This is a genomic window from Haliea sp. E1-2-M8, from assembly GCF_030649675.1.
Lineage (GTDB): Bacteria > Pseudomonadota > Gammaproteobacteria > Pseudomonadales > Halieaceae > Haliea.
Genome location: NZ_JAUTDR010000009.1, coordinates 145,408 through 166,685 on the forward strand (window position 1 = coordinate 145,408; position 21,278 = coordinate 166,685).

Sequence of the window (21,278 nt, forward strand, 5' to 3'; positions counted from 1 at the left end):
TCCACAGCCGCAACCAACCCTGGAGACAACTTGTTGTTACCATCTGCGCCACCCGCTATCCGCATGTTGCTGAACGCGTTTTTACTGGGGCTTTTGCTCCTGCTCACGGCCCGGCTGGGCCTGGTGCTATGGCACCTGGACCGCGTTAGCGCGTCTGGCCTGCTGCCGCAGGTTTTTCTGCACGGGCTGCGGGCCGACAGCATCATGATGAGCCTGCTACTGCTGCCACCGGCGCTGCTGCTGCCACTGGCCTGGTGGCGACGGAGCTGGCCCCTCTGGCGCCTGCTGGCGGCGGCGTGGCTGGCGCTCTGCCTCCTGTTGCTGGTATTCATGGAGGCCTCAACTCCGGCCTTCCTGGGGCAGTACGAGGCACGCCCCAATCGCCTGTTCTTCGAATACCTGGCGTGGCCCGGCGAGACCCTGCGGATGCTCTGGGGCGGCTTCCGGCTGCAACTGCTGGCCAGTAGCGGGCTCATTGCCCTGGCGGCACTGGTGGCGGCCCTGTGGCTGCGACGGACGGTCGTCGAGCTTCCGTTCCAGAAACCCGCATGGCATACGGTGGCCGCCTGGCCGCTGCTGCTGCTTGCGCTGGTCATGGGCGTTCGCTCCACCCTGGACCACCGCCCGCTCAACCCGTCCTGGTTCGCCTTTGCCAGCGATAACCTGGTGAACCAGTTGATGCTCAACTCCACCTGGTCCCTGGCCCACGCGGTGTACAACCTGCGCCACGAATCCCATGCCGGGGAGCGCTACGGCAAAATGACTGAGGCGGAGATACTGCAGACGGTAAAAACCACGGCTGCGGACTACGGCATCACCGATTTTGCCGACCATACCGGGCTGCCCACACTGCGCCACCAGAGCAGCACCCGTACCGACGAGCGCCACCTGAACCTGGTCATTATCCTGGAGGAAAGTCTGGGGGCGACATATGTGGGTGCACTGGGTGGCATTGAGGGTCTAACCCCTAATCTGCAGCGACTGGGCGAGCAAGGCTGGTGGTTCGAAAACCTCTATGCCACCGGAACGCGCTCCGTGCGCGGCATCGAGGCCGTGACCACCGGGTTCCTGCCGACACCGGCCAGGGCCGTGGTCAAGCTGCTGGGGTCGCGTGGCGGCTTTTTCACCCTGGCGGCCCTGCTCGGGCGCGAGGGCTACCACAGCGAATTCATCTACGGTGGCGAGGGGCATTTCGACAATATGGCGGGGTTCTTCCTCGCCAACGGCTTTGACCAGGTTATCGACGAGCGGGACTACGAGAGCCCGGTATTCGAGGGCAGCTGGGGCGTTTCCGACGAGGACCTGTTCGCCAAGACCGATGAGCGCCTGCAGCAGCACCACGCTACCGGCCAGCCGTCCTTCAGCCTGGTGTTCACCTCATCCAACCATACCCCCTTCGACTACCCCGAGGGCCGCATCGAACTGTATGAAGAACCGGCCGCCACGGAAAACAACGCCATCCGCTACGCCGATTACGCCCTCGGCCAGTTTTTCGCCAGGGCCCGTAGCCGCGACTACTGGCAGGACACGGTGTTTGTGGTGGTCGCCGATCACGACAACCAGGTGGTGGGCGACAACCTGGTGCCGGTAGAGCGGTTTCACATTCCGGGACTGATCCTGGGCGCCGACATCGACCCACGGCGTATCAAAACCGTCGCCAGCCAGATCGATCTGCCAACCACGGCCCTGTCGCTAATCGGCATCAGCGCCAACCATCCCATGCTGGGGCGCGACTTCAGCACGGTCGGTGACCAGGAGGATGGGCGCGCCATGATGCAATTCGGTGACCGCTTCGTGTGGATGGAAAACAGCAGACTGGTGATTCTCGCACCGGAGCAGGCACCGGTGTTCGCACATTACGATTCCGCTAAAAAGCAGGTGACGCCCGTTGCTGGACTGCCACCCGAGGCACACCGACGCGCCCTGGCCCATGCCCTGCTCCCATCCTGGCTCTACCGCTCCGGGGGCTACAGCCTGGAACCGGTCCCGGTCGCAGCCCCGAAACAGGTCGACGCTGGCTGAAGCACTCGCCACCAGCAACAGGCGCAGGGATTCACGCCAGCAGAATCCGCAGCCCGATCAAGACCAGTACCACACCGCCCACCAGCTCGGCCTTGCTCTCCAGCCAGGTGCCACTGCGTATACCGATGTACACCCCGGCCCAGCTAAACAAGGCCGTTGCCACACCGATCATCAGGCAGGCCAGCAGCGGCCCCACTTCCAGCAGGGTCAGGGCGAAGCCCGCGGCCATGGCGTCGATGCTGGTCGCCAGCGCCAACAGCAACATCACCCGCTGGCTGATGCGACGGATGTCCTCCTCCACGCCCTCGCCGAAGGATTCGACAATCATTTTGCCACCGATAAAGGCAAGCAGCAGGAAAGCGATCCAGGGCGCATACACTTCCACCCAGCCCAGCACGCTGGTACCGGCGAGATAGCCAATCAGCGGCATCAACCCCTGGAAGGCGCCGAAATAGACTGCGCACAGCAACGCCAGCCGCCGCGAACTTTCGTGGGGCTTGGAGCCGAGACCGATGGATACGGCGAATGCATCCATGCTCAGTGCGATGGCGAGTAACAGGACTTCGATCACGAGCCTGTCCTATGGCGTCAGGAGGGCGCAATTATAGGCAAGCGGTGACGACTGCGCCATGGCACGGACACGATTGCAGCCGTTATCATTACGCCACTGAAGAGAAGCTGCGAGACGTCAATGCAATTGCCCGACACCTGCCCGGAATTGACTGCGCTTGAGTTGGCGAACCCGCAAGTGCGCGACCTGGCATGGGCCTGCTTTGGCCCTCCCCTGCTGCAGATGGAAATACTGGCACCCGGCAGCGGGGTCACCACCGCCGGCCTGTCCCTGACCGCCTCCCGGGCCGCCTGGTTGCAGCATCTGGACAGAGAACCCGAGCCGCTTGTCGCGTGGCTGGAGGCCGGAGCTGCCAGCCGCCTGGGCCTGTATTTTGAGCAGCTGTGGCAGTTCTTCCTGACTGCCGACAGCGAGACCGAACTACTCGCGCACAACCTGCCGGTGCGCAATAATGGCCGGACCCTCGGAGAATTTGACTGCCTGTACTACTGCCACCAACGCGCGCGGCCGGTACATCTGGAGCTCGCGGTGAAATACTACCTCGGCTGGCGCTGTACATCCGCGGGGCCAGACCCGAGTGCGGCAAGGGAGTGGCTGGGACCCAACACGGTGGACCGCCTGGACCTGAAACTGGAGCGCCTGCTACAGCACCAGAGCAGACTGTCGCTTGATCCAGCGGGCCGTGCACTACTGGCGAGCCATGGACTGGAGCATCCGCTGCGCGAAATCGCCCTGCGCGGAGCCCTGTTCCAACCGGCCGGGGACAGACTGTCGCCGCCGGCCGGTTACAACCCAGCCCTGCCCCTGCTGCGCTGGTATACGCTGGCGGCCTGGCGGGCCCTGGTGCCGGCGGAAGCGCGCTTCGCCGTACTGCCGCGGCTGCACTGGCTGTCACCACTGCGGCACGGGACCAATACCCTGGCGCCGGAAGATCTCAGCGCGCAGCTGGAACAGCGCTTCGCCCGCGGCGGCCGGCCCCAGTTAATTGCCCGGGTGGATGGACAGGGCTGCGAAACCCAGCGCTTTTTCCTGACCGATGGCGACTGGCCGGGCTAGTCGGGCTGACCCTGCAGATCGGCCACGTGCCGTCCCGCCAGCCGACCGAAGAAACTCCCGTCCCCCAGCGATATCCCGGAACAATAGCCCTCGCCCCAGCGCGGCAGGCCACAGCTGGTGCGGCCGGCCGCGTACAAGCCGGGCACCGGCCCGCCATCGGCATTCAGGACTTCGCCATTGGGCCGCGTCAGCAGCCCTCCGAGGGTGAAGCCGGTTGCGGGGTAGTCGTCGGCACCAAAACTCAGGGCGGCAAAGGGCGGTTCCACCAGGGGCTGCATCCACTTCGCGTCCTTGTGGAATACCGGGTCCACGCCGGCGGCCGCGTAGCGGTTGTAGGACTCCACGGTATGCACCAGCTCGCCGCCAGGCAGGCCCAGCTCCGCCTCCACCTCCGCCCAGGTTTCCCCCACCGCAGCGATGTGGATATCCGGGTTGAAATCCGGGCGTGCGAAAATCGCGTTGTCCATCAACAGCCAGGCGCGACCATTGGGCTGGCGCATCAGGTAGCGGGTGGCGCGCCCGTGGTACACATCCTCATTGATGAAGCGCTGGCCGCGCTCGTTGACAAAAATGCCAAATACCAGGTTATCCGGTGGAAAAGAGGGCTTGGTGGCAAAGAACTCCTCCATATGGCTGACCGCGCCACCGACTGACATACCCATGCGGATGCCGGAGCCGTCGTCATTGCCAGCAGTGGTCGGGTACCCCGCGGCCTCCAGCGCCGCGGGCGCGAATCGACGCAGCATCTCCGTGTTACAGATGAAACCGCCCGCACACAGGATCACCCCCTTGCGGGCGCGCAGATAGCGCACTTCCCCATCGATACGGGCTACCACCCCGTGCACCGCATCCACCCCGTCTGCCACCAGGCACAGGGTACGGGCGTTGAAGTGCGCCTCAGCGCCCGCCTCCAGGGCCCGGGCTGCGAACGCATCCATCACTATGCGGCCGGCACCCATGCCCTCCATCTGCGCTGCGTGGGCCCGCGGTGCCGGTTTGGCCGCCGCGGAAAAAGGCCAGGCGGCCTCGCTCCCGGACCAGATCAGGGTGTCGTCCGTGACCGGTTCCAGCCACTTGCCGGGCAGGAAGGTGCCCTTGAACGGAATACCCTGGGCGCGGATCCACGCGAAGTGGTCGACCGCGCCGTCTGCGTACAGACGCACTTTCTCCGCATCCACGCCGGGGCCGCCGCTCAGCAGCAGGTAATTGAACAGTTCTTCGGCGTTGTCGTCGAAGCCGGCGGCGCGCTGCACGGAAGTACCCCCCCCGAGGTAAAACTCGCCACCGGACAGGGCCGCACTGCCACCGTGGGTGCCGGCAACTTCCAGAATGGTGACCTGCGCCCCGGCGCTGGCCGCTTCAATGGCGGCGCAGGCGCCGGCGATGCCGAAGCCAACAATGATGACATCCGTTTCAATATCCCATTGCGGCACCTGGTCAAGGCGGCAGGGCGTGGCGGCGGAGAATCGGGGAGACACAGGCGCATTCCTTTCATTACGGGCGAGGGTGGAGGGCAATATGGCGTCAAAGCCCGGTATTTGCAAAGTCACGCGGCAACCGGCTGGCAACGGTTCAATATGTGATTCCGGAAGGCTGCTACGGCGCTAGCGCCGCCCTCGAAATACCTGCTTGCCGATATGTATCAGGCCCCGGGCCTGGGCCAGTAACTGCGGCAGAGCCGGGCCACGACTGCCCGCCGCTTCCAGGCGCTGGCGATTGAGCTGAGCCGAGCGCGCCTGCCCCGCTGCTTCCAGCAGCAATTCCTGCAGCACCTCGATATTCCAGGTCGGCTGCGCCGGCGGCAGGGCAATGGCCAGAGCGGGCTCCTCCGCCTCGAACCCGACTGCCTGGTGACTGTATTCCAGGGCGTCCAGTATGGCTGTGGCCTTGGGATCGTCCTCTGCAGCCAGATCGTAGGGCGGCTGCCAATCCCCCCGGGGAGGCAGCAGATCATTGTGGGTTGTCACCAGCAGCAGCGGCGGCGGCCGCCGCCGGGGGTTGGCAGCACACCACTCACGCCAGCGCAGCATGAAATGATGGTCCAGCGCCTTGGCCGGTTTGTTGGCTGCGTTCACCCACAACAACAGGTCGGCCTGGAGGGCGGCCGCCAGCAGATTGTCACTGGCCGCATCACTGCCGTCCAGGCCCGGGCTGTCAACCAATACCAGCTCGGTGCCGTTGACCAACTCCAGGGGGTAGCGCCGAAATCCGTCAGTGCTGGGCAGGCTGTCCACCTCCGCCACTGCACCCGCGCGTAACGTGTTCACCAGAGAGGACTTGCCCGCGTTGACCTGCCCCAATACCAACACGGTCAATGGCTGCAGGACCTCCGGCTCCGGCGCTTCCTGTTGCAGGCGCCAGGCAGACAGCTCCCGCTCGGATAACTGCAGGTGGCCGCTGTAGAGGTCGATAGCAACCTGGATGACCTGCTCCAGCAGGTTGAGCTTGAGATTCTGCTGTACCTGCGTGCTCAACTCACCGAGCATACTCCCGGCCAGTCGTGAACCGAGCTCCCGCAGGATCCCCTGTGCGGGATTGAGGCCGATACCGGCCAGGCGCAGCCAGGGCGAGCTGCGCTGGTAGAGGCGATGCGCCTGCTCACCCCGGCGCCAATACCGGCGCAGGTCCGATATTCGCAGGCGCCGCGCCATGGGCAGCTGTGCCAGCACGTCGGCGCGATAGCGATGGGCGCAGGTTTCCAGCATCAACAGGAACTCGGGCGCGCTGAAGGCGTACTCCGCCTCGGCGTCGTCGGCATGGTAGCAGCGCGCGACGAAAAACAGCTGGTCCATGGCCAGCGCGGGCATCTCTTCCCAGGCCACTGCCGCCAGGTCCAGTTGCACAATGCGCTGCCGAGCCCGGTCCCAGACCGCCTCATCCTGGGCTGCCCATTCCGGCCGCGGCGGGAGGTGCGTGACTGCGGCTGTAGCAGACGGCGCGGCCCCCTTCCCGGGACGCAGCAGCCGGCGCCCCCCCAGCGTGAGCAGAGCCAGCAGGAAAAGCCCGCCGCTGAACCACAGCATCCAGCCCTGCTGCCACAACCAGACCAGCCCCAGCACCAGCAGCGCGAGGGCGGGCAGCAGCCAGAGCAACAAGGCGGCGAGGTAGAGCTCCGCGCGGCGCTCACCCAGCTGGGCCCACACTGTGCGCAACCAGTTACTTTTCATGCCGGGCCTGTTCCGCCACCGCCGCACCCTGTTGCCGGCCACTGCCCAGGGCATCACGGTACAGCGCCCGCATTGCCTGCGGGTCCGGTGCCAGGCCGTGCTCGCGCTGGTACAGGTAATAGCAGGCAGCCCGCCCGATTGCCCAGGTGCTGGCGTAGCTCACGGACATCGACAGGGCGGTGCCCACGAGTTGACCGTAGCCGGGGACCAGCTTGCCCAACTGGCGGGCACCGTGGCCCAGCGCGTACTTGAGGGCAACGCTGGATCCCAGGGCGCCGGCAAATTCAGAAAAGCTGCGCCGGTCCCAGACGGTACCGTAGCGCCGCGCCAGGCTGTGCAACAGTTTGCCCTGTACCAGCGGCACGGAGGCCAGTCCGACGACCGGCACCGCGTCGCTCGCAGCCGCGGTGGCGGCGTACCAATGTACTTCCGCACGCAGGCGCTGGAAATTGGTCTGCTCCTTGCTGTCGGCCCGCTGTTGCTGCAACCACAAGCCCAGTTGCGGCAATTTATCCGCTAGCAGCGCGCGCAGTTCGGCGGCGCCGTTGTCCGCCGCAAAATCCTCACCGACTAAGCTGAAATCCACCAGACAGTTGGCCACAGGGTTACCCCAGGCCGCCTCCAGTGCGGCCTGCTGATGCGTCAGCGTGCGCAGGCGTCCGGCCTCACCCGCCACCAGGTCGCGGCCGGTATATACGGCCAGAATGGCGTCGGCACCAATATGCGGGAAACGCTTGCGCATCGCCTGCAACAACTGCAGGACAACGCTCTGCTCCGGATCGTCCAGGCGAATCACGACCAGCAGGGCATGGCTGCCCGTTCCCAGCTCAGCGACATCTGCTTCCGGGTCATACTCCGCCTCGCCCAGGCCGCGGGTATCTATAAACCGCACTATGGGGTGGTCAACCGGGAAATCGTAGGCTCCCGAAGTCGAGGTGCAGGGCCGGAAACCATTGCCGATAGCGGCGCTGCTGTCTCCAGTCAGCTGCCGGATCACCGACGTTTTGCCGGCCCCGGTCTTGCCGAGCAGCCAGATGACCGGCAGCGGCAGGACGTCGTGCACGGCCTCCAGGGTTTCATCCGCTGGCGGGTTGACGACAGCGGCGTAGAGACGCTCGGCAAAACCCTTCAAGGCAGCGACGTCCCTGCTGCGAGCAGGGCCTCCAGGTGCGCCTGCGCACTGTCCGCCAGCGCCTGCAGGTCGTAACCGCCCTCAAGGCAGGACAGCACCCTGCCGCCAGCACTACTGTTGGCCTGCTCCGCAAGCTGTGCGGTCACCCAGCTGAAGTCCGCTGCTTCCAGCGCCATACCCGCCAGCGGGTCAGCCCTGTGGGCGTCAAACCCGGCGGAGATCAGCAGCAGCTCAGGCGCAAAGCTCGCCAGGCGGGGCAGGCACTGTTCCAGCATCACCGCCCGGAAGCCCTCGCCATTACAACCCGCCGGCAGCGGCAGGTTGATGACATTGGCGGCCGCCGGGCCGGTACCCGAATAGGGGTACAGCGGGTGCTGGAACGTGGAGCAGAACAGGATGCGCTCATCCCCCGCGACTACGTCCTCGGTACCGTTACCGTGGTGGACATCGAAGTCGACAATGGCTACCCGCTGCAGGCCCCAATGTTCCAGCGCATACAGCGCGGCGATGGCAACCGAACTGAACAGGCAGAAGCCCATGGCGCGCTGGCGTTCGGCGTGGTGCCCCGGCGGGCGCACGGCACAGAACGCGGCGCGGGCCTCACCACGCAACAACAGATCTACCCCCAGCACTGCCGCACCGGCAGCCCGCCGGGCGGGCGGCCAGGGAATGGGGATTCATGTGCGTATCGGCATCCAGCGGATACAGTCCCGAGGCCGGGCTGCGGGCCTCCAGCCGGCGCACATAGGCCTCTGGATGGGCAAGGAGAAGCTGCGCATCGGTGGCCAGGGGGGCGGCGACCTGGTGCAGGCGGGGGAGCAGCCCACTTTCCTGCAGACGTGTGTGGATGGCCCGCAAACGGGCGGGCTGCTCGGGATGACCACTGCCCATATCGTGCAGCAGGCAATCATCGTGGGTTAGATACGCTACAGTCAAATCGGCGCCCTCCCTCCGTCCCGGTACAAGTTGAAAACCTCCCCCTGGCGATGCTCGATGTCGCTGAAGACCTGTCCCGCGATCTGAGCGTAGTAACTGGTCAGTTCCTGCTTGCGGGCGGTCTTGTACTGATCGAGAGCCTCCAGCAAGTCGTCGCGCATACGGGCCCGGTTGAGCGCTTCATCAACCTCGTTCAGTGCCTTGTCTGTTGCCAGCCAGACAGTGCCGGCCAGGGCCGGAATACAGGCCCAGGCCATGGGACCGCAGAGCGCCCCGGTACCGCCGGCCTGCCCGGCTGTCGCCGCCCTGGCGCCCGCCCGCGTCGCCACCCCGGCCATGACGCGCCGCATGCCCACACGGCTGACGGCCATCGCCCCCAGGCCCGCGGCGGCACGCCTGGCGACAAGGCCCGCGACCGCACCGCCGCCAACCCAGGACTTCTCCGCCAGCCCCGCAAAGCTGGCGTCGGGGCCTGGCGGCACCAGGCAATGCGTACCCGCCAACCCGGCCCTGACAAAAGCCTCGTGCTCCGCATAAGCCGCCAGCACCCGGCTCTGCAGTTCCACTTGCATTCTGGCATCGGCCGCGGCAAGTTCAAGCGCCACGGCCTCGTGCACAAACATTTCCACCCGCCTGCCGATCTGGTCGGCCGCGGAGACGTCGCTCACCTGGGCCGCCAGCAACCAGCCCAGTTGCTGGTACTGTCCAATGATGCTGAAGTTCCAGTCGAGGAAACGTTCGACCCCCTGATCAGCGAAAGTGTAGGCGGCCTCGAAGTTGCTATCGACCAGACTATTCATGGCGCCACTGAAAGCCTGTTCTTCCGCGAGTAGGCGGGCATTGGCGTCGGCGACAAGCCTGGCCTGCTCCGCCTCGCCCACCACCCGACAGGGGTCGACGAGCGCGGCAAACTGGCGCAGGTCAATGCGGGTAAAGCCGAGATAGCCAATGCCGAGGGACGCCACGACCAGCGCGAACGCGGCAAGGGTAGCGCTGTCACTCGACACCTGCCGGGGCCGCGCCTGCAAGCGTACTGCCAGGGTAACCGCCCCCAGCAGTACCGCCCAGAGGGCGGCCACCTTGAGCGCGCTCCAGAGCAGCACGCCCGCCCAGGCCGCCAGGAAAACCCAGCGGTTGGCGCCGGCGACCGTGGTCGTCACCTGCATCAGGTGCCAGATGCCGGCGTCCAGCGCATAGGCGATGCCCAGGGCCTGTCCCACCAGCGGCATCGCGGTGGCCGCCGCGCCGCGTTGGAAACCGCTGCCCAGCACCTCCGGCAGCGTGGCCTGATAGCTTGCCGGGACTTCCAGCCAGACCACCTGCCACAGCGTCAGTGCGATGACCAGCAGTCCGAGGGTGGTCCAGCAGGCCCAGCGCAGGGTGAGCGGAAAATGATAGGGCGTGGCAAGCTGCGTGCGCAGCAGGCGTGAGGCGAACGCAAAGACAGCCAGGAAGACCGGCACGCTGGCCAGCACGACAAGCCACTCCTCGGGCCGGATCGTCGCCCCAAAAAGCAATGCAATTACGGCAGCCGCCAGCGCCGTTACCACCAGCCTCACACGCAGCAGAAAGCCCCGCCAGAACCAGCGTCTGACCCAGCTCTCCTGCCTGGTCAGCGCGGTCAGATAGGCGTGCCGCTGCAGCAGGCGCAACGGTTCCAGGTACTGGTAGACAACCCAGCCAAGCATCAGCACCGTCAGCGGCAGGGTCCACGACGTCATTTTCTGCAGTGGATAGACATAGAGGAACGTGAGGGCAGCGACCATGGCCAGCACAGCGGAGGGCGACAAAATTTGCCTGCCCGGAGCGTCAGCTTCTGGCAATGCATGCCTCATTGCAGCTTGTCCTCGGGCGCCCGGTACCATTGCGCCGGGTCCACCCGGTAGTAGCGCCGCAGCAGTGAAAACAGTTCGGGATGCTGCGCACTCAGTTGGTCCGGCAGCTCAAAGAACGTTTCCGTTATCACGGCGAAAAACTCCGCCGGGGCGCTGGCTCCATAAGGATCGAGCAAGGTCTCTTCCTCCCGTTCGGCCGCGGTCGCTAGGCCCTCATACTCCCGTGTCATCACTCGCACCCACTCATCTGAATCGCTGGCAGACAGTACCGGGGTGCCGTTCTCGCTGCCGCTCTCGCTGTCGAGTTGATGAGCGAACTCGTGGAGCACGACATTGAACCCATCACCGAAGTGGTCCAGATCGCGGTCGACGTCCTCCCAGGAGAGGATCACTTTGCCGGCGTCCCAGGATTCGCCCAGCAGTTCGCTGCTGACTTCACTGACGGTGCCGTCCTCATGCCACTCTTCGCCTTCGCGTACAAACGCACCGGGGTACACCAGAATGTGTTGCAGCCCCGGGAAAATCCGGCTGCTCCGGTTGAGCAGCAGGAGGCACGCCTGGGCGGCGATCAAAACCCGCATCTCTTCCGTGACATCGAGCCCGCCACAACCGTGGAACTGCTTGTCCGCGAGAAACAGACGCACAAGATCCTGCAACTGCCGCCGCTCCGCCTTCTCCAGCCCGGCATAGGGCTCCAGTCGCCGCGCCAGCAGGGCGTCCCAGGCAGCGGGAAAAGGCGCGGCCAGGGCGCGACGACGACGTCGCGCCGGCAGGACGAAAAGCAACAGCGTAGCCAGCGCCACAATCAGCAGCGCTGCCAACAGGCTCATGTAGCCGCGGCTCCGGCCACATCCCTGCCCTGCTCAGTAGCCGGCATTGACATCGACCCGCCCCGCCAGCGGCTCGTCGCGCAGAAAACGCTCCAGGTTGGCAAAAAACAGCGCCAGCACGCGCTCCATCGCATCCGGCTCACACCAGGAAATGTGCGGGCTGAGGCTCACGCCGGGATGCGTGTACAGCCAGTGGCCCGCCGGTACCGGCTCCGGCTCCGCGGTATCCAGGTAGGCATGGGCCACGATGCCTTCGTCCAGCGCCCAGCGCAGGGCGTCGTGGTCGACCAGGCTGCCGCGAGCGACGTTGACCAGCCGCAATCCGGGCCTGGCTTGGGCCAGGCGCGCGCGGTCGAGCAGGTGCTGGGTGGCTGCCGTGGCGGGCGCCGCCAGCACCAGGTAGTCACTGCCCGCCAGCAGGGCCTCGATATCATCGGCGCGCTGAATACCTGCCGGCAGCGTCCTCGGAGAGCGCACCAGGGCGCTGACGGACATCTCAAAGGCCTGGGCCCGACGCGCTACGGCGCTACCGATGGCGCCCAGCCCCACCAGCCCCAGCTGCTTGCCCGCCAGAACCTGGAGCGAAGCGAAGTACCAGTGCGCCGGGGGGCTGTCGACCCAGCTGGCCGGCAACTGCTTGGCATCTGCGAGCAGCATTGCCAGTACCCACTCGGCAATGGCAGTCGCGGTGGAGCCGCGGGAACAGGTCAGCTCGCGATCGCCGACCAAATGCAGGGGGAAACCGTCGACACCGGTACCGTACAGGTGTATCCAGCGCACGCCGACCTCGGGCGCCAGCAGCGCCTCGAGGTGGGGCCCCGGAATAGCCGTGGTAAACAGGGCATCGCCGCGCAGGCCATCTGGTACGCCGGCCTTGGCATCAATCTGGACGATCTCGAGGCCCGGGGCACAAGCGGCAATCCGCGCATGCAGGTCCGGCAGGCGCAGGTCGGTGAGCAATCGCATGGGGCTGGTTTCTCCTTCATTTCCCGCGCCCAGTGTAGCGCAAGCGACGCCTGACGTGCCGACTCGTCACCAGGCTGAGTGAGTGTTAATGTTGCCGCATCTGGAGCCACTACCCGGAATGAGGAAACGCCTGTGAACCAACGCCTGTCGAGACTATCTCTGCTCGCCGCAATACTGCTGGTTGCCGCCTGCGCCAAAGAGCAACCGCCGGTCGCGTCCGAAACTGTAACCGCCGCCGAAACCGCCACCGTTGAGCCTGCCCGGATTGATGCCCAGCGCCTGTCCGAGCAGGTAAAGGTACTGGCGTCGGACGAGTTCGGGGGTCGCGCCCCCGGTACAGCCGGTGAGAGCAAAACTGTCGAATACCTGATCGAGCAGTTCGAGACCATCGGTATCGAACCCGGGGGCCCGGACGGCAGCTGGACCCAGACGGTGCCCATGATCCACACCCTGCTCGGTGACGCGGGCAGCCTGACGATTACCCAGGGCGGAGACAGCTCGGCGCTGCTGCAGGCCGAAGATATCGAGGTCAGCACCGTGCGCCCCGCTACCGCCATCGTGATCGATGAGGCTCCGGTGGCCTTCGTCGGCTTCGGCGTTTCCGCGCCGGAACGCGACTGGGACGATTTCGGCGACCTCGACCTGACCGGCAAGATCGCCCTGTTCCTGGTCAATGACCCGGACTTCGCCGCGGCAGCGGAGGAACCGGTCGCCGGCCGTTTCGGCAACCGCCGGATGACCTACTATGGCCGCTGGAGTTACAAATTCGAGGAGGCCGCCCGACGCGGCGCCCTGGGAGCACTGGTCATTCATGAAACCGAGGCCGCAGGCTACGGCTGGAGCGTGGCCTCCTCGTCCCCCGGTGAAAACTACGCCCTGGCAGACGCCGACGCACAGCCGGTGGCGCTGCAGGGCTGGATGCACGGCGATACCGCGGCACGGCTGCTGGCCGCCGCCGGGCATGATCTGGCACAGCTGCGGGTCGCTGCACGCCACCCCGACTTCGAAGCCTTTGAGTTGGAGGACACCAGCTTCAGCGCCGATTTACAGGTGCAGGTGAAGGAAATCGACAGCGCGAACGTGCTTGGCCTGCTGCCGGGCAGTACCCATCCCGACGAAATCCTGATGGCTTCTGCGCACTGGGATTCCTACGGCGAGGGCGCGCCTGACGCCGAGGGCCGGACCGTGCGCCCCGGCGCCAATGATGATGCCCTGGGAACCGCCGGCGTACTGGAGCTGGCCCGTGTCCTCAAGGCCGGCCCGCCGCTGCAGCGCAGCGTAGTCTTTGCCCTGTGGACGGCAGAGGAAAGTGGCCTGCTGGGGTCCAAGGCGTACGCCGACGACCCCGTCTATCCACTGGAGACTACCGTCGCCAATTTCACCCTCGATATCCTGCAAACCGCCGGCCTGGCCCGCGACGTGATCCTGGTCGGCAAAGGCCAGAGTGAACTGGAGGATGATCTGGCGCGGGTTGCCGCCACCCAGGACCGGGTAGTCACGCCAGAAAATCTGCCGGAAAACGGTCTGTTCTACCGCGCGGATCACTTCTCCATGGCGCGCGGCGGCGTTCCGGTGCTGCTGCTCATGGCCATCGCCGGCGGCAATGATCTGGTAGAGGGTGGCCGCGCCGCCGGCAACCAGTGGGTCGCCGACTATGTCGGCAATTGCTATCACCAGACCTGCGACGCCTGGGATCCGGACTGGAACCTGGCCGGTGCGGTGCAGGACATCGAGCTGTTCCAGATGCTGATTGAGGACCTCGGCAACTCGCGGCGCTGGCCCGAGTGGAAAGCCGGGTCGGAGTTCAAGGCGCTGCGGGACACAAGCAGCTCTGCAAGACTATAACGACCCGCGCTTTTCTCGCGAAAGCTGGTCGCGCTTTGCAGCAACGGAAAAATGGGTACAGACTGCAGTGAATGGGGGTAATAGCCATGAACGAAATCAATCATCTTGCGGTCATTGTCGCGGTATTATCGGCATTTCTCATTGGCGGTCTTTGGTATTCGCCGCTCTTGTTTGCGAAACCCTGGATGGCTGCTGCGGGTATAAGTGAGGAACAGGCAAGACAGGCCAAAATGGCCAAAGTGTTTGGGATTTCCTTCATCTGGGTGTTGCTGGGAGCATACGTTTTCGCGATGTTTCTGGGACCGGATGCGTCCCTGGGGTTGGGGGCGGGTGCCGGATTCGCCGCAGGGTTGTTCTGGGTGGCCGGCTCCTTCGCTGTCAACTATCAGTTCGAGCAGCGACCCCTGCGTCTGCTGTTAATCAATGGCGGCTACCATACCGTGCAGTACACGGTAATCGGACTGATTCTGGCAGCCTGGCCGTGAATTCGCCTTTCCCCGCCGTCAGCTACGCTGACATGCAGGGCAAGGTCGCCCTGGTCACCGGCGCCGCCTCCGGCATCGGCGAGGCCTGTGCCCGCCAGTTCGCCGCCCAGGGCTGCCGCCTGGTGCTGTTCGACCGGAATAGCGACAGCGTGGAGGCACTGGCGGTGGAACTCGGCGCCCACGCGATCGCCGGCGATGTCACTGAGGAGCGAGCGGTCGCGGACGCCGTGGCCGCCTGTCAGACCCACTTCGGCGGCCTGGACTACGCGGTCAACAGCGCCGGGGTGGCGGGCAAGCCGGCGGCGCTTGAGGACACCACCATGGAAGAGTGGCTGCGGGTAACGGGCATCAACCTCACCGGCATATTCCTCTGCCTCAAACACCAGCTCAAAGTAATGAAAGCGGCCGGCAGCGGCGCCATTGTCAGCATCTCCTCGGGAGCGGGCCTGATCGGCACGCCTTACCTGGCGCCCTACTGCGCCAGCAAGCACGCGGTGCTGGGCCTGACCAAGACCGCCGCCATGGAAGTGGCGCCCTCCGGGGTACGGGTCAACGCTGTGCTCCCGGGCTCTACCCGCACGCCCATGCTGGAGGACTCCATGCGCCAGGGCCCGGAGTTGGAGACCATGATTCTCAACAGCATCCCCTGCGGGCGGCTCGGAACTGCGGATGAAATTGCCGCGGCAGTGCTGTGGCTGTGCAGCGCGCAGGCTTCCTATGTCAACGGCCACTCCCTGGTGGTGGATGGCGCCACCATCTCCCGCTGAATCTGCCATCACACCAGCCCAGGGAGCCGCCGTGACCCAGTTCAACTACATAACGCCCCGCCGCTACAGGCCTTATTGGAGAACACGCAAATGAATGCCCAGGCAGACGCCCTGCAGACACTGTGCCCCCATTGCGGCACCATCAACCGAATTGAGCGATCCCGTCTGGGGCAGAAACCAAACTGCGGACGCTGCCACAAGGCACTGTTCACCGGCACTCCGTTGGCCGCGGATGACGCCCTTTTCAGTCGCTTGCTGGCCAAAGAGGAGCTGCCGCTGGTGGTGGACTTCTGGGCCGAGTGGTGCGGGCCCTGCAAGATGATGACCCCGGTATTTGCAGCCACCGCCGCAACCCTGGAACCGCAGGCCCGGTTCGTGAAAGTGGACACAGAGGTGGCACCGCGCACGGCAGCCTCGTTCAACATACGAAGTATCCCGACCCTGGCGATATTTCACCGCGGCAAGCAGCTCGTGCAGCAGGCAGGCGCCCTGCCCCAGCAGCAGTTCAACGCCTGGGTACAGCGGAACCTGCCGCGCTGAGTCCCGCCCCTTGTGCTCACACACCGGCGAGGGCGATGCCCAGCGTCAGTGCCAACCCCAGAACAAAAAAGCCGAAATGCGTCACCGCAGCACGGCAGCTGGTCAGCAACTTGATCTCTGGAACCAGATCGGACGCGGCAATATAGATGAAATTCCCGGCACCAAACAACACCAGCGCTGCCACCTCGAAATGCCGCGAGGCCGCATAGGCGATGAGAGCACCAGCGGGAAAGGTCAATGCCGAAACAAGGTTCAGGAACAGGGCCCGGCGACGCGGAAAACCACCGTGCACAAGAATACCGAAATCGCCCAGTTCCTGGGGCACCTCGTGCGCTACCGCTGCGATCCACGCCACAAATCCGGCCTGCGGATTGATCAGAAAGGTACTGGCGATTCCGAGACCACCGATGAAATTGTGAATGGCATCACCGATCAGGATCAGATACGCCGACGGCCTGCGGAACTGTGCCGAGGCCTTGTGCGACTGATGCCAGTGCAGAAACTGTTCCAGCCCGAGAAAGGTCGTGAAGCCCGCCACAACCCACACCGCCGCCGCGATTGGATCCAGTGCCGCGGTGGCCTCCGGAATCATGTGAAAGAAAGCGCCACCGAGCAGCGTCCCCGCAGCCAGCGACACCACGGGCAGCAGCAGCTTCTCCAGCGTTTCCGCGCGAATCAAGGTGGTCAAACCACCCACCAGCGCGATCGCGCTCATCAGAAAACCACCGACTACGATCCACCAGAAACTGCTGATAGGCTCACCCCTTCCCGAGACCACCCTCACAAAGCCAGCGGGCAGATTAATGATCTTGCAGATTATAGCCTCGACCGCTTCCTTTGCCCTGCCTTTCTCAAGGCCCTCGAATACCCCGCTTGCAGCAAGCCCCAGGCAAGCACGCCCTGGTTGCAGCATCCCGGTTGATTAACACCTAGTGCTGGCGTTTTTGGCATCCATCGCGGTAGTTTTCATAGTGCATGGCTCGCTCCACGGAATGTACGTCCTTCAGCAGGTCGTTGGCCATCCGGTGCCGCAGATCATAGGGGTGTATACCAATGCGTAATGGCAGCCCGGTGCAGGCAGCGCGATAACGCTGGTACTGGTTGAAACGACGCAGGAATATGGCCCGCGACGGCGAATCGGCTTCATAACCTGTCAGCGGGAGCCTGTCAAACGAATCACCGTCGCTGTGATAAACCCCGCTCAAGGTCTCATACTGGCCGAACGGCAGCGCCTGCAGCCGTGGTTTAGCCACATTACCCATCGCCCAGGCCGGCGGGACATAGAGCGTTGGACTGTTCAGGCCCTGATCGGCAAACCACCCATAACAGCGTGCTACAAGTTCGTTAATCTGTGAACGCGACAGCGACAGATGCTCAGCCGCTCTGCGGGACAGGAAAAGACTGTGCAGCCGGTGATATAGGCTTTGCGGTGCGTCGCAACAATGCATCCAGCCATGGCCGGCAAGTCTATAGCCCAGGTCTTGGTGTTCGTGCAGCCAATCAATGTCCGCCTGTTGCCAGCGGCGACCAGGGACAACCAGCAGGGTGACACTTGCTGGCGGTATCTCACCAAGCGCGTTTAAAAGATGGCCGACTGCTGTGAGCGTTTCGGGCATGACATCATGAACTGATATCACGGCGGTATGGATAGTGCGTTGCTCCGACATTTTTGTTCGCTTGCTGTCAGTCTGCGGCAAGCTTTCGCAACAGGGCAAATGTGGTTGAGCGCGCCGGCTTGGGCAGGTGATGCTTTTGCAGAGCGGTGGAGCGCAGAACATTCAACCATTGCTGGATAGCATCCCCATTCAGCCGGCACGCGGCGTTGCGGGCATGCTCGGCAGTCATTTGTCGTTCGCTGTGCGGCAGGGCTTCAATGCGTTGCAGGGCGCTGGACAATGTTTCATCCGGGGCCAGTGTATACAAGCCGCTTGCCAGTTCAGGCCATTGATTTATGCCGCAGACGGGCGTGGTCAGAACCAGACGCTGACGGGCCATGGCTTCCAGCGCCACCGTGCCGAAGGCCTCTACAGAAGACGGCAGTATCAACAGGTCGTTGTCATTGAGGTGATGCACCACCTGATCGCGACTCAACCAGCCGGTGAACACCAGATTGGGCAGTTCGTCAGCTTTCTGCCTGACAAGCCAGCGTAGTGGCCCGTCGCCAACGATCTCGAAAACAAGATCCGGCCGTTGTTCTGCCAGCGCCAAAAAATGCCCGATATTTTTCTCCGCAGCCAGGCGGCCGACAAACAGTACACGTTGAATTTTCGGCCGAATTGCCGTGACAGGCTGGCAAACAAAGCCGTGAGCCACCGGGGTGGGCACCAGGCGCGGATTGATGGCGCCGATGCTGCGGGCGTGCTCAACCATGGACTGACTAATGGTAATGACTGATGAACTGCCGCGGAACATCCGTATGTTGAGCAACTGCAGCAGGTTACCGACAATACCCGCAATCAGCGGTCGCCAGTACAGCCTTACCATCGCACGATAATCACTCTGGTGAGTGACGCAGACGGGAATGCCCAGTTTTTTGCCAATCCAGTAGCCGGCCAGGGAGAAAAAACCCGGGCCGGGGACGATGATGACATCCGGCTGCATCTCCAGCACCAGCTGTGTGAGGGCGCGCAATCTTGGCAGGTAAAGCCGCTGGGTGGCGTCTCCAGGCATAGGGATGGATCTGCCCTGGCAGGGGTGTGGCTGTTCGATGCCTGGGGCTACCAGTTCAACACGGCCAACCATTTCGTGGTTTTCAAGGTGTGCCGCCAGATCCTGAAAATAGGTTCCGACACCATTGCGACCGCGAATGGCATCAACTACAAATAGCAGTCGCAACTTGTCGGGTGTCATAAACGGCCCCCAGGTGGACAGGTCGGGTCCGGGTAGGCAAAGCGTTGGTAGATGAAACCAAACGCCTGCAGCAGACGCTCCCGTGAAATGCCCAGCCTGTCGACGGAATAGTCATGACGGCTGCGATAGTTTCGGGCCTTGTCCTCTTCCCGTGTCAGCGCTTGCCGGTAGGTATCGTTAAAAGGCAACTGAAAACGTTGGTAGAGTTGCTCAATAGTAGCCAGCGGTGCCTGCGACAACGTTTCCATCGTTACAATGGCCTGTTGACTGGACGACATCTCCGGAAGCGTATCAAGCAGATGACGGCAATAGAATTGCAATAGTTCGGTCAAGCGGTCCCGCCAATAACCGGTATCCGCATGAGGGTCAATCAGAAGCGCTGCGTTGACCATAGAGCTTACCTGTGAGGGCACGGCGTCGGTCGGGTTGCGAAAACTGGCGATAAACCGGGCGTCGGGAAATGTGCGCGCGAGACCTTTGACCATCGGACTGAAGGAGGGATTTTTGCTGAGGTAGGTCTTGCCCCGGCCATGACAATACAGGTGCCGTTGCACCAAGCCGTGATAAAAGCGCAATATCCGCGCCTGCTCCGCGCCCGTGAGATCACGATCGAAGTAAGCCAGCCGCCACAGTTGCTGCTGTGGGAACAGCAGGACCAGCAAAAAGCAGCCGCCTGTGGGCAGCAGACCAAGAAAGTCTTCTTCGGGCGCTTGCAGACCGGTTTTGTGCACGTCGTCCAGCCAGGACAGCAACAGGCGTTCCGCGCCGAATATCAAGCGACCGAACGGGCGGCCTACCAGTGCATCGAGGCGCCCCAGGCCGCGCCAAAACCGCCTCTGGATAATGGACGGTGCGAAAATCAGCTCCCACAGCGCGGTGGTGGTGAAACGTTGCCCGTCAAGCGCCAGCAGGTGGTGCAGAAATGTGGTACCGCTGCGCGGCATGCCGACGATAAAAACAGGCTGTTTGACTACGACTCGCCGGTAGCCCGAAAACAGCCAGTTGTCGAGTTGCAGGCAGGTGGCGTTGACGCCTTGCAGCAGGACGAACAGGGGCCAGAACAGCCCCAATAGCAACCAGCGTCGCAGCCCGGGACCCTGCCGCTGGGCACTGTCTGCACGGCACCAACCGGTCAGAAACAGGGAAAGATAAAAGCTCAGGGCGTATATCACGTGGGTGGTTTAGTCCCTTTATGAATTACCCGCGGAGAGTAATGCTTGAATGTGACAGAAACGTGACTGCCGGCTGGCGCCCTGAGGGGTCTTGCAGTAATTGTCGGCGTGGTCAGCCTTGCGCTGCATAACGGGTGCGGTCAGTCGGCGCACACGTGCAGGGTTTCGGTCGAATAGGCAATGAGCATGGGGCAATCGGCCATGAATGCCGCGCCCACCAGCATGGCGGGTGCCCCCGCGATGCCGAGAACCTCGAAGACCGGAAGGTCTGCGATCTTGACATCCATCGCCGGATAACACCGCGCCCCGAGACAGATATCGCTCACCGGGGCGGCGTAACTTGCCGTGCCCCGTCCATCGATACCTCGCGACCCGCCGTTCTTGACCGTGACGGCTTCACTGTTTGCAGACAGTCCGGCGAGACCGGCCGCGTGCCAGTTCAGGGTGCCGATCCGGGCCGCGCTGTCGAGCACGGCGGCGACGGGCTCGCCTTCCAGCATCACAGTGAACTGGACGAAACCAGGCTGGACTACGGCATGAAAGTCGAGGCCGGCTTCGGTAACGCCCAGGTCCGAGTACGAAGCCGGGTCCTGGAAGAGGGTGACCGCCGCGCCGGGCACATCGATTGCCACGTCGTAGCGCGAAAGTACATCGACCCCGAGAATGCCCTCGACCTGGCGACCGTCATACTCGCGGAAAGCACTGAGATCAGCGACCACGGCACTCACATCATCCTGGACGAGACCACCGAGGGACAGTCCCGGCAGGGTGGCGACCTCCATCGTGATCGCGCCGGTCGCTCCCTGGACCTCGAGCTGATCGATGTCCTCGGGCGCAAGGTCCAGCCCGGCGCGCAGATCGGCGGAGATCACCGATCGGCCCGCGGCGGTGTCCAGAATGAAATAGCGCTCTCCAATCCCGGCGATCTGAACGGGGACGAGGATCCGTTCCTCCAGATAGCTGATTGGAAGGCGTGCCGGCTCGGCCGTGATGGCGAGGGCAGGCGTGGACAGGAAGAAAGCGCTGGACAACAAACCGGCCAAGCAACGCAAGATCATGGGCTGGGCACTCCGGTAAGATCAGAAAAAAGTTGGATGACACAGG

20 protein-coding genes are annotated in these 21,278 nt (G+C 63.9%); 6 read left to right on the plus strand and 14 right to left on the minus strand.

All coding sequences use genetic code 11. The features are described 5' to 3' along the window. The first annotated feature begins 30 nt into the window (after positions 1–30). A complete protein-coding gene (locus Q6D67_RS09680; protein WP_304705402.1) occupies positions 31–2,022 on the plus strand; it encodes an LTA synthase family protein in 1,992 nt (663 codons plus the stop codon). Between the two features lie 31 nt (positions 2,023–2,053). Here the strand turns inward: Q6D67_RS09680 and Q6D67_RS09685 are convergent, their stop codons facing one another. After that, entirely contained in the window at positions 2,054–2,593 is a 540-nt protein-coding gene (locus Q6D67_RS09685; protein WP_304705403.1) for a manganese efflux pump MntP family protein, read from the minus strand. A 120-nt stretch (positions 2,594–2,713) separates the two neighbouring features. Here Q6D67_RS09685 and Q6D67_RS09690 point away from each other — a divergent pair, with 120 nt between their 5' ends. Continuing rightward, complete coding sequence (locus Q6D67_RS09690; RefSeq protein ID WP_304705404.1) at positions 2,714–3,649, plus strand: DUF1853 family protein; 936 nt, start codon at positions 2,714–2,716, stop codon at positions 3,647–3,649. Here Q6D67_RS09690 and Q6D67_RS09695 read toward each other — a convergent pair. The 8 genes from Q6D67_RS09695 to Q6D67_RS09730 all read right to left on the minus strand — a co-directional run bounded on the left by Q6D67_RS09695 (position 3,646) and on the right by Q6D67_RS09730 (position 12,515). After that, positions 3,646–5,127, minus strand: coding sequence for an FAD-dependent oxidoreductase (locus Q6D67_RS09695; RefSeq protein WP_304705405.1), 1,482 nt, complete (start codon positions 5,125–5,127; stop codon positions 3,646–3,648). The genes Q6D67_RS09690 and Q6D67_RS09695 overlap by 4 nt on opposite strands. A 126-nt stretch (positions 5,128–5,253) precedes the next feature. Then, entirely contained in the window at positions 5,254–6,816 is a 1,563-nt protein-coding gene (locus tag Q6D67_RS09700; protein WP_304705406.1) for a GTPase family protein, read from the minus strand. Continuing rightward, positions 6,806–7,948: a YcjF family protein gene (locus Q6D67_RS09705; RefSeq protein ID WP_304705407.1), complete on the minus strand. Its 1,143-nt coding sequence runs from the start codon at positions 7,946–7,948 to the stop codon at positions 6,806–6,808. The genes Q6D67_RS09700 and Q6D67_RS09705 overlap by 11 nt, the downstream gene beginning before the upstream one ends. Next, positions 7,945–8,580, minus strand: coding sequence for a histone deacetylase family protein (locus Q6D67_RS09710; RefSeq protein ID WP_304705408.1), 636 nt, complete (start codon positions 8,578–8,580; stop codon positions 7,945–7,947). The genes Q6D67_RS09705 and Q6D67_RS09710 overlap by 4 nt, the downstream gene beginning before the upstream one ends. Next, entirely contained in the window at positions 8,549–8,839 is a 291-nt protein-coding gene (locus Q6D67_RS21790; RefSeq protein ID WP_370551943.1) for a hypothetical protein, read from the minus strand. Before Q6D67_RS21790 ends, Q6D67_RS09710 begins: the two co-directional genes overlap by 32 nt. 41 nt (positions 8,840–8,880) lie before the next feature. Continuing rightward, complete coding sequence (locus tag Q6D67_RS09720; RefSeq protein ID WP_304705410.1) at positions 8,881–10,674, minus strand: hypothetical protein; 1,794 nt, start codon at positions 10,672–10,674, stop codon at positions 8,881–8,883. Positions 10,675–10,715: 41 nt separating this feature from the next. Continuing rightward, the gene (locus Q6D67_RS09725) at positions 10,716–11,549 is read right to left on the minus strand and encodes a zinc-dependent peptidase (RefSeq protein ID WP_304705411.1); all 834 of its coding nucleotides are present in this window, start codon (positions 11,547–11,549) and stop codon (positions 10,716–10,718) included. A 33-nt stretch (positions 11,550–11,582) separates the two neighbouring features. Then, on the minus strand, positions 11,583–12,515 hold the full coding sequence (locus tag Q6D67_RS09730) for an NAD(P)-dependent oxidoreductase (protein ID WP_304705412.1): 933 nt from the start codon (positions 12,513–12,515) through the stop codon (positions 11,583–11,585). A gap of 132 nt (positions 12,516–12,647) precedes the next feature. Between Q6D67_RS09730 and Q6D67_RS09735 the strand changes: the two genes are divergently transcribed. The 4 genes from Q6D67_RS09735 to trxC all read left to right on the plus strand — a co-directional run bounded on the left by Q6D67_RS09735 (position 12,648) and on the right by trxC (position 16,152). Beyond that, the gene (locus Q6D67_RS09735) at positions 12,648–14,360 is read left to right on the plus strand and encodes a M20/M25/M40 family metallo-hydrolase (RefSeq protein WP_304705413.1); all 1,713 of its coding nucleotides are present in this window, start codon (positions 12,648–12,650) and stop codon (positions 14,358–14,360) included. Between the two features lie 86 nt (positions 14,361–14,446). Beyond that, positions 14,447–14,845, plus strand: a complete 399-nt coding sequence (locus Q6D67_RS09740; protein WP_304705414.1) for a DUF1761 domain-containing protein — start codon at positions 14,447–14,449, stop codon at positions 14,843–14,845. Beyond that, on the plus strand, positions 14,842–15,612 hold the full coding sequence (locus tag Q6D67_RS09745) for an SDR family NAD(P)-dependent oxidoreductase (RefSeq protein WP_304705415.1): 771 nt from the start codon (positions 14,842–14,844) through the stop codon (positions 15,610–15,612). Before Q6D67_RS09740 ends, Q6D67_RS09745 begins: the two co-directional genes overlap by 4 nt. A 90-nt stretch (positions 15,613–15,702) precedes the next feature. Next, positions 15,703–16,152 (plus strand): thioredoxin TrxC, encoded by a 450-nt coding sequence (gene trxC / locus Q6D67_RS09750; protein WP_304705416.1) that lies wholly within the window; start codon positions 15,703–15,705, stop codon positions 16,150–16,152. Between the two features lie 16 nt (positions 16,153–16,168). Here trxC and Q6D67_RS09755 read toward each other — a convergent pair whose 3' ends face one another. The 5 genes from Q6D67_RS09755 to Q6D67_RS09775 all read right to left on the minus strand — a co-directional run bounded on the left by Q6D67_RS09755 (position 16,169) and on the right by Q6D67_RS09775 (position 21,232). Continuing rightward, positions 16,169–17,065 carry a ZIP family metal transporter gene (locus Q6D67_RS09755; protein ID WP_304705417.1) on the minus strand — a complete coding sequence of 299 codons (897 nt, stop codon included), beginning with the start codon at positions 17,063–17,065 and terminating at the stop codon, positions 16,169–16,171. A 16-nt stretch (positions 17,066–17,081) separates the two neighbouring features. Beyond that, entirely contained in the window at positions 17,082–17,819 is a 738-nt protein-coding gene (locus tag Q6D67_RS09760; RefSeq protein WP_304705418.1) for a polysaccharide deacetylase family protein, read from the minus strand. Positions 17,820–17,835: 16 nt separating this feature from the next. Then, positions 17,836–19,002 (minus strand): glycosyltransferase, encoded by a 1,167-nt coding sequence (locus Q6D67_RS09765; protein WP_304705419.1) that lies wholly within the window; start codon positions 19,000–19,002, stop codon positions 17,836–17,838. Further along, positions 18,999–20,072, minus strand: a complete 1,074-nt coding sequence (locus Q6D67_RS09770; RefSeq protein ID WP_304705420.1) for a sulfotransferase — start codon at positions 20,070–20,072, stop codon at positions 18,999–19,001. Before Q6D67_RS09770 ends, Q6D67_RS09765 begins: the two co-directional genes overlap by 4 nt. A gap of 242 nt (positions 20,073–20,314) precedes the next feature. Beyond that, positions 20,315–21,232 (minus strand): retropepsin-like aspartic protease, encoded by a 918-nt coding sequence (locus tag Q6D67_RS09775; RefSeq protein WP_304705421.1) that lies wholly within the window; start codon positions 21,230–21,232, stop codon positions 20,315–20,317. Positions 21,233–21,278: the final 46 nt, after the last annotated feature.